Origin of the sequence: Myxococcus vastator, from assembly GCF_010894475.1 — a bacterium.
GTDB classification, from domain to species: domain Bacteria; phylum Myxococcota; class Myxococcia; order Myxococcales; family Myxococcaceae; genus Myxococcus; species Myxococcus vastator.
This window is the reverse complement of sequence record NZ_JAAIYB010000542.1, coordinates 1-5113: the sequence shown is the minus strand read 5'-3', so window position 1 is coordinate 5113 and position 5113 is coordinate 1. Positions and strand designations below refer to the sequence as shown.

At 72.0% G+C, this 5113-nt stretch carries 6 protein-coding genes; 3 read left to right on the top strand and 3 right to left on the bottom strand.

Translation table 11 applies throughout. From position 1 onward, the window contains the following. Positions 1 to 3: 3 nt before the first annotated feature. The 3 genes from G4D87_RS33385 (at position 4) to dnaB (ending at position 3313) form a co-directional block, all read left to right on the top strand. On the top strand, positions 4 to 1104 hold the full coding sequence (locus G4D87_RS33385) for a sensor histidine kinase (RefSeq protein ID WP_163786731.1): 1101 nt from the start codon (positions 4 to 6) through the stop codon (positions 1102 to 1104). Continuing rightward, positions 1101 to 1871, top strand: a complete 771-nt coding sequence (locus G4D87_RS33380; RefSeq protein ID WP_163786730.1) for a LytR/AlgR family response regulator transcription factor — start codon at positions 1101 to 1103, stop codon at positions 1869 to 1871. The genes G4D87_RS33385 and G4D87_RS33380 overlap by 4 nt, the downstream gene beginning before the upstream one ends. A gap of 71 nt (positions 1872 to 1942) precedes the next feature. Beyond that, positions 1943 to 3313, top strand: a complete 1371-nt coding sequence (dnaB, locus tag G4D87_RS33375; RefSeq protein WP_163786729.1) for a replicative DNA helicase — start codon at positions 1943 to 1945, stop codon at positions 3311 to 3313. Positions 3314 to 3325: 12 nt separating this feature from the next. On the opposite strand, the gene thiD is transcribed toward dnaB, so the two are convergent. The 3 genes from thiD to G4D87_RS33360 form a co-directional block, all read right to left on the bottom strand. Beyond that, on the bottom strand, positions 3326 to 4066 hold the full coding sequence (thiD, locus tag G4D87_RS33370) for a bifunctional hydroxymethylpyrimidine kinase/phosphomethylpyrimidine kinase (RefSeq protein WP_163786728.1): 741 nt from the start codon (positions 4064 to 4066) through the stop codon (positions 3326 to 3328). Then, positions 4063 to 4827, bottom strand: a complete 765-nt coding sequence (locus G4D87_RS33365) for a gamma-glutamyl-gamma-aminobutyrate hydrolase family protein (protein ID WP_163786727.1) — start codon at positions 4825 to 4827, stop codon at positions 4063 to 4065. Before G4D87_RS33365 ends, thiD begins: the two co-directional genes overlap by 4 nt. 20 nt (positions 4828 to 4847) lie before the next feature. Then, on the bottom strand, positions 4848 to 5113 hold a 266-nt coding region (locus G4D87_RS33360; RefSeq protein WP_163786726.1), incomplete at its 5' end, for a thiamine phosphate synthase.

Sequence of the window (5113 nt, the reverse complement as noted above, 5' to 3'; positions counted from 1 at the left end):
CCCCTGGTCCGCCCTACCTGGAAGTGGCCCCACCTCCGCGCGCGGCCGGCGCTGGCGTTGTTCGGCTTCTGCCTGCTGCTGGGCCTGTGGATGGGGCTCACGCTGTGCCTCACCATCCTCACGGAGGGCGGCGAGGTGCCGGGGGCCCGGCCCTTCGTCTGGGAAGTCACCGGGGCGCTCGGCATCTGGGCGGTCCTGCCCATCCTCTATACGGCGGTCCTCAACGCCCCGGGCCCTCGCGTGGTGGGCTGGGGGCGCTTCCTGGGCATCCATGCCGGGGCCTTCGTGCTCTTCACCGGCCTGCACACCGCGCTGATGGTGGGGTCGCGGCACCTGCTGTACGCGCTGCTCGGCTGGGGCGCCTACGACTCCGGCGAGCTCGCCTTTCGCATCCCCATGGAGGCGCAGAAGGACCTCATCTCGTACACCGTCTCCGCCACGCTCTGGAGCTTCCTCCAGGCCTGGAAGAAGCGCCATGCGCGGGCGCTACGGGAGGCCGCGCTGGAGGCCGAGCTGCGCGCGGCCCAGCTCCAGTCCCTCACCGGCCAGCTCCACCCGCACTTCCTCTTCAACGCACTGAACACCGTCAGCGCGGTGATGTACGAGGACCTCGCGCGCACGGACCGGCTGCTCAGCGACCTGGGCGGGCTGCTGCGCGCCAGCCTGGAGCGGCGCGAGGCCACGTGGACGCTGGCCGAGGAGCGCACCCAGGCCGCGCGTTTCGTGGCCCTGCTGGCCGCGCGCTTCGGTGAACGGGTGACGGTGCGCTGGGAGGTGGCGCCCGGCATGGACGGCGCCCAGGTGCCCTGCTTCGCGCTGCAAGCGCTGGTGGAGAACGCGGTGAAGCACAACCAGGACCGGACCGAGCCCCTGGAGGTGCGCATCCGGGCCCGGGAGGACGGCGCCGGGTGGCGGCTGGAGGTGGAGGACACGGGGCGCGGCTTCGGCACGCCCTCGCCCGCGTCAGGCCCCGGCGTGGGGCTGGCCCACCTGGAGCGCATCCTGGCGCTGCTGCACGCGGGCCGTGCGCGGCTGGAGCGGAGCCACGGCCCCGAGGGCGGCGCGCGCGTGTCGCTGTGGCTGCCCCGGGAGGCCACGGCATGACGCGCTTCCAGGTGCTGGTGGCCGACGACGAAGCCCCCGCGCGGGCGAAGGTGAAGCGCCTGCTGGCGGAGGACTCGCGCTTCGCGCTCGCGGGCGAGGCGGCGGATGGGCCCCAGACGCTGCGACAGGTGGGCGCCCTGCGTCCGGACCTGCTGGTGCTCGACGTGCAGATGCCCGGCCTCACCGGCTTCGAGGTGCTGGAGGCGCTGGGCCCGGAGCATTGCCCGGCCGTCATCTTCTCCACCGCGTACGACGCCTTCGCGTTGGCGGCCTTCGAAGCCCAGGCGGTGGATTACCTGCTGAAGCCCTACGACGCGGAGCGCTTCGGCCGGGCGCTCGACAAGGCGCACGCGGTGCTGCGCAGCGGGAGGCCAGACACCGCGCGGCTCCTGGCCCTGCTGTCCGAGCTGGGGCGGGCCCCCGCGGGCCGCCCGTTGGCGCGGCTGGTGGTGAAGGTGGGCGAGGCCTGGGTGCCCCTGCCGCTGGCGGACGTCTGGCGCCTGTCGTCCGAGGACAAGTACGTGCGGCTCTACACCGGCCAGGGTGAACACCTGGTGCGACAGACCCTCCGGGCCCTGGAGGAACGGCTGGACTCCTCGCGCTTCGTCCGGGTGCACCGGGGCGACATCGTCAACCTGGACGCGGTGGCCCGCCTGGAGCCGTGGAGCCACGGAGATGGAATCCTCGTCCTCAAGGATGGGAGCTCCGTCGTGCTCAGCCGCACCTGGCGTGAAGCCTTCCTCCAGAAGTGGGGACTGGAGGGGTAAGCAGGGCTGCTACAGGGCTGTGGCGGCGAATTTGGATGTGTCAGCCCTGCCTGTAGAGTGGGCGGGCCGCCATGGAGAACGTCCACGAGTTCAGAGAGGGTCGGAAGGTCCACGAGGACCTCGCCGCGGAGCGCGCCGTGCTGGGCGCCGTGCTGGCGGACAACACGCTCATCGCGTCGGTAGGCGAGGTCGTCCACCCAGAGGATTTCTCCAGCCCCGCACACGCCCAGATCTTCGAGGCGATGCTGAAGCTCGACGGCCAGTCGAGACAGGTGGACCACCTGACGCTGGCCGAGGAGCTGAAGGTGCTGGGCCACCTGGTGTCGGTGGGCGGCCCGGCCTACCTGATGCGGTTGGACCAGGTGGTGCCCATCGCGTCCAACGCGGTCCAGTACGCGCAGATCGTCAAGGACCAGGCCATCCGGCGCCGCCTGGCCCAGGCGGGCCGGGAGATTCAAGACCTCGCCAGCCAGGAGACGGGCGAGCTGGAGGTGCTGCTCGACGAGGCCGAGCGCAAGGTGTTCCTCCTCGCGGAGAAGAAGCGCGAGGGCGACCTGCGCCCGGTCAGCGAGCTGATGGAGCATACGCTCGACCTGCTCGACAAGATGAAGGCGGCGGCCACGGGCATCACCGGCCTGTCCACCGGCTACATCGACCTGGACAACCAGCTCACCGGCCTGCACGCCGGCGAGCTCATCATCCTCGCGGCGCGTCCCGGCATCGGCAAGACGTCCTTCGCGATGAACATCGCGGTGCACGCGGCGCTGAAGGAGAACAAGGCCGTCGGCATCTTCAGCCTGGAAATGCCCGCCGACCAGCTGCTGATGCGTCTGCTGGCCTCCACCGCGCGCGTGGACATGAAGAAGCTGCGTGGCGGCCGGCTGTCGCCGCACGACGAGGAGAAGTTCCAGGAGATGGCGGGCGCGCTCTACAACGCGCCCATCTACATCGACGACTCGGGCGGCCTGTCCCCGTTCGACCTGCGCGCCAAGGCCCGCCGCGTGAAGCAGCGCGACCCGCGCCTGTCGCTCATCGTCATCGACTACCTCCAGCTCATGCATCAGAAGGGCAAGGTGGAGAGCCGCCAGTTGGAGGTCGCCGAAATCTCCCGCGCGCTGAAGCAGCTCGCCAAGGAGCTGGAGGTGCCCATCATCGCGCTCAGCCAGCTCAGCCGAAAGGTGGAGGACCGCAAGGGCGGCAAGCCCATGCTGTCCGACCTGCGTGAGTCCGGCTCCATCGAGCAGGACGCCGACGTGGTGATGTTCATCCACCGCGAGGTGGCTGATGACGAAGGCCCCGACGCGCAGCCGGCGCAGCAGTCGAACACCGTCATCCCCGTGGAGCTCATCGTCGCCAAGCAGCGCAACGGCCCCATCGGCTCCATCGACCTGGTGTTCCTGGCCGAGTACACCCGCTTCGAGAGCCGGTCGCGGAGCGAGTAGCGCGGCGCCGCCCTACTCCGTGCCCGTCCTGAGGTAGCGCACCACCAGCGCGCGGGCCGACCGCACCGCCGTCTCCAGCGTGCGTCCCCGGCCCAGCTCCGTGGCCAGCGCGGAGGCCAGCCGGCACCCGGTGCCCCGGCGCTCGGGCGCGCGCGCCAGCCTCCGGCCTTCCAGCACCCGCACACGGCCTGGCGTCGCCAGCACGTCCGCCAGCCCCTGCGTGTCCGGCAGGTGCCCGCCCTTCACCAGCACCGCGCCAAAGCCGTGCCGGGCCAGGGCCGCTGCCGCGTCGGCGGCGTCGGCCACCGTGCGCGCGACGGGGCGCCCCAGCAGCCAGCCCGCTTCATCCAGGTTCGGCGTGAGCACCACGCGCGGCCCGGCCAGGGCCAGGTAGGCCCGCGCGGACAGGCGCGTCAGCGGCTCGCCCCGGGAGGTGCGCACCACCGGGTCCACCACCCACCACGCGCCAGTGCCCTCCAAGGCCCGCTGCGCGGCCAGGAGCTGCGCGCGCGCGGGCACCATGCCGCACTTCACCGCGTGCACCGGCCCCAGCTCGCGCGCGGCGGCCACCTGCGCGGACAGCACGCGCGGCGGCGAAGCCGTCCAGGTGAAGGTGCGGACCCCCTGCGCCGTCTGCGCGGTGGGCACCGCCACCGGCTGCCCCCGCAGCGCGCGCACCGCGGCGACGTCCGCCAGCAGCCCCGCCCGTCCCGTGGGCTCCAGCCCGGCCAGCAGGAGGACGCGCGCGCTCACCGGCGGTGCTCGCGCGCCTTCTGCACGAACGCCTTGTAGAGCCCCACGTGCACGGGAATCGTCGTGGACATGTATTCGGGGTGCCACTGCACGCCCACGGCGAAGGTGTGCACGGAGGACTCGATGGCCTCCACCACGCCGTCCGGCGCCGCCGCGGTAATCGTCACGTCCTTGCCCACGCCGCGCACTGACTGGTGGTGGGTGGAGTTGACCATCAGCTGGCCATGCCCCACTGCCTCCGCCAGCAACGTGCCGTTCTTCACGTCCACCGGGTGCTGCGGGTGGGCGCGGTCGTGCTTCTGCTCGTGCTCGCGGGCCCCTTCCACCTCACGGCCGATGTCCTGGTACAGCGTGCCGCCCAGGATGACGTTGAGCAGTTGCATGCCGCCACAGATGCCCAGCACGGGCATGTTGCGCTTGAGCGCGCCGCGCATCAGCGCCGCCTCGAAGGCGGTGCGCCCCTCCTTCAGCGCCCCCAGGCCCTCGCGCGCATCCTCGCCGTAGGCGGACGGAGGGATGTCGAACGCGCCGCCCGTGACGAGCACCCCGGAGATGCGGTCCAGGTAGGACTCCACGCAGGCCGGCTCGTCCGAGTACGGCAACACGAAGGGCAGCCCCCCCGCGCGCAGGACGGCGTCCGCGTACGGCACCTTCAGCTCGTAGCGGGCAAAGGGCTGTTCGCCAGCGGGACTCCAGTCCGGGGTGATGCCGATGTTGGGGCGGCGCGGCGCCGGCCCGTGGTGACGCGGATGGTTGTTCATGGAAGCTCCTGGCTTCGAGGCTATGCCCCGACGCGCCCCTGTTCAAACGCGTCCGCCAGCCGCCTCACACGCTCGGTGATATCCGCGGCGAGCAGCGCGTCGGACACCACCGCCGCGCAGTGCGCCCCGGCCGCCGCCACGCTCGCGATGTTCGCCAGCCCCACCCCACCAATGCCCACCACGGGCAACGGGCTGTCACGCACCACGGCCGCGAAGGCCTCCAGGCCCAGCACCGGCGCGTGCACCTGCTTCGTCGACGTGGGGAAGAGGGGCCCCAGGCCCACGT

What these genes read in the sequence shown, in the direction of transcription:
- G4D87_RS33380 (WP_163786730.1), top strand. Translation starts at nt 1,101, where the DNA reads ATGACGCGCTTCCAGGTGCTGGTGGCCGACGACGAAGCCCCCGCGCGG.
- dnaB (WP_163786729.1), top strand. Translation starts at nt 1,943, where the DNA reads ATGGAGAACGTCCACGAGTTCAGAGAGGGTCGGAAGGTCCACGAGGAC.
- G4D87_RS33365 (WP_163786727.1), bottom strand. Translation starts at nt 4,827, where the DNA reads ATGAACAACCATCCGCGTCACCACGGGCCGGCGCCGCGCCGCCCCAAC.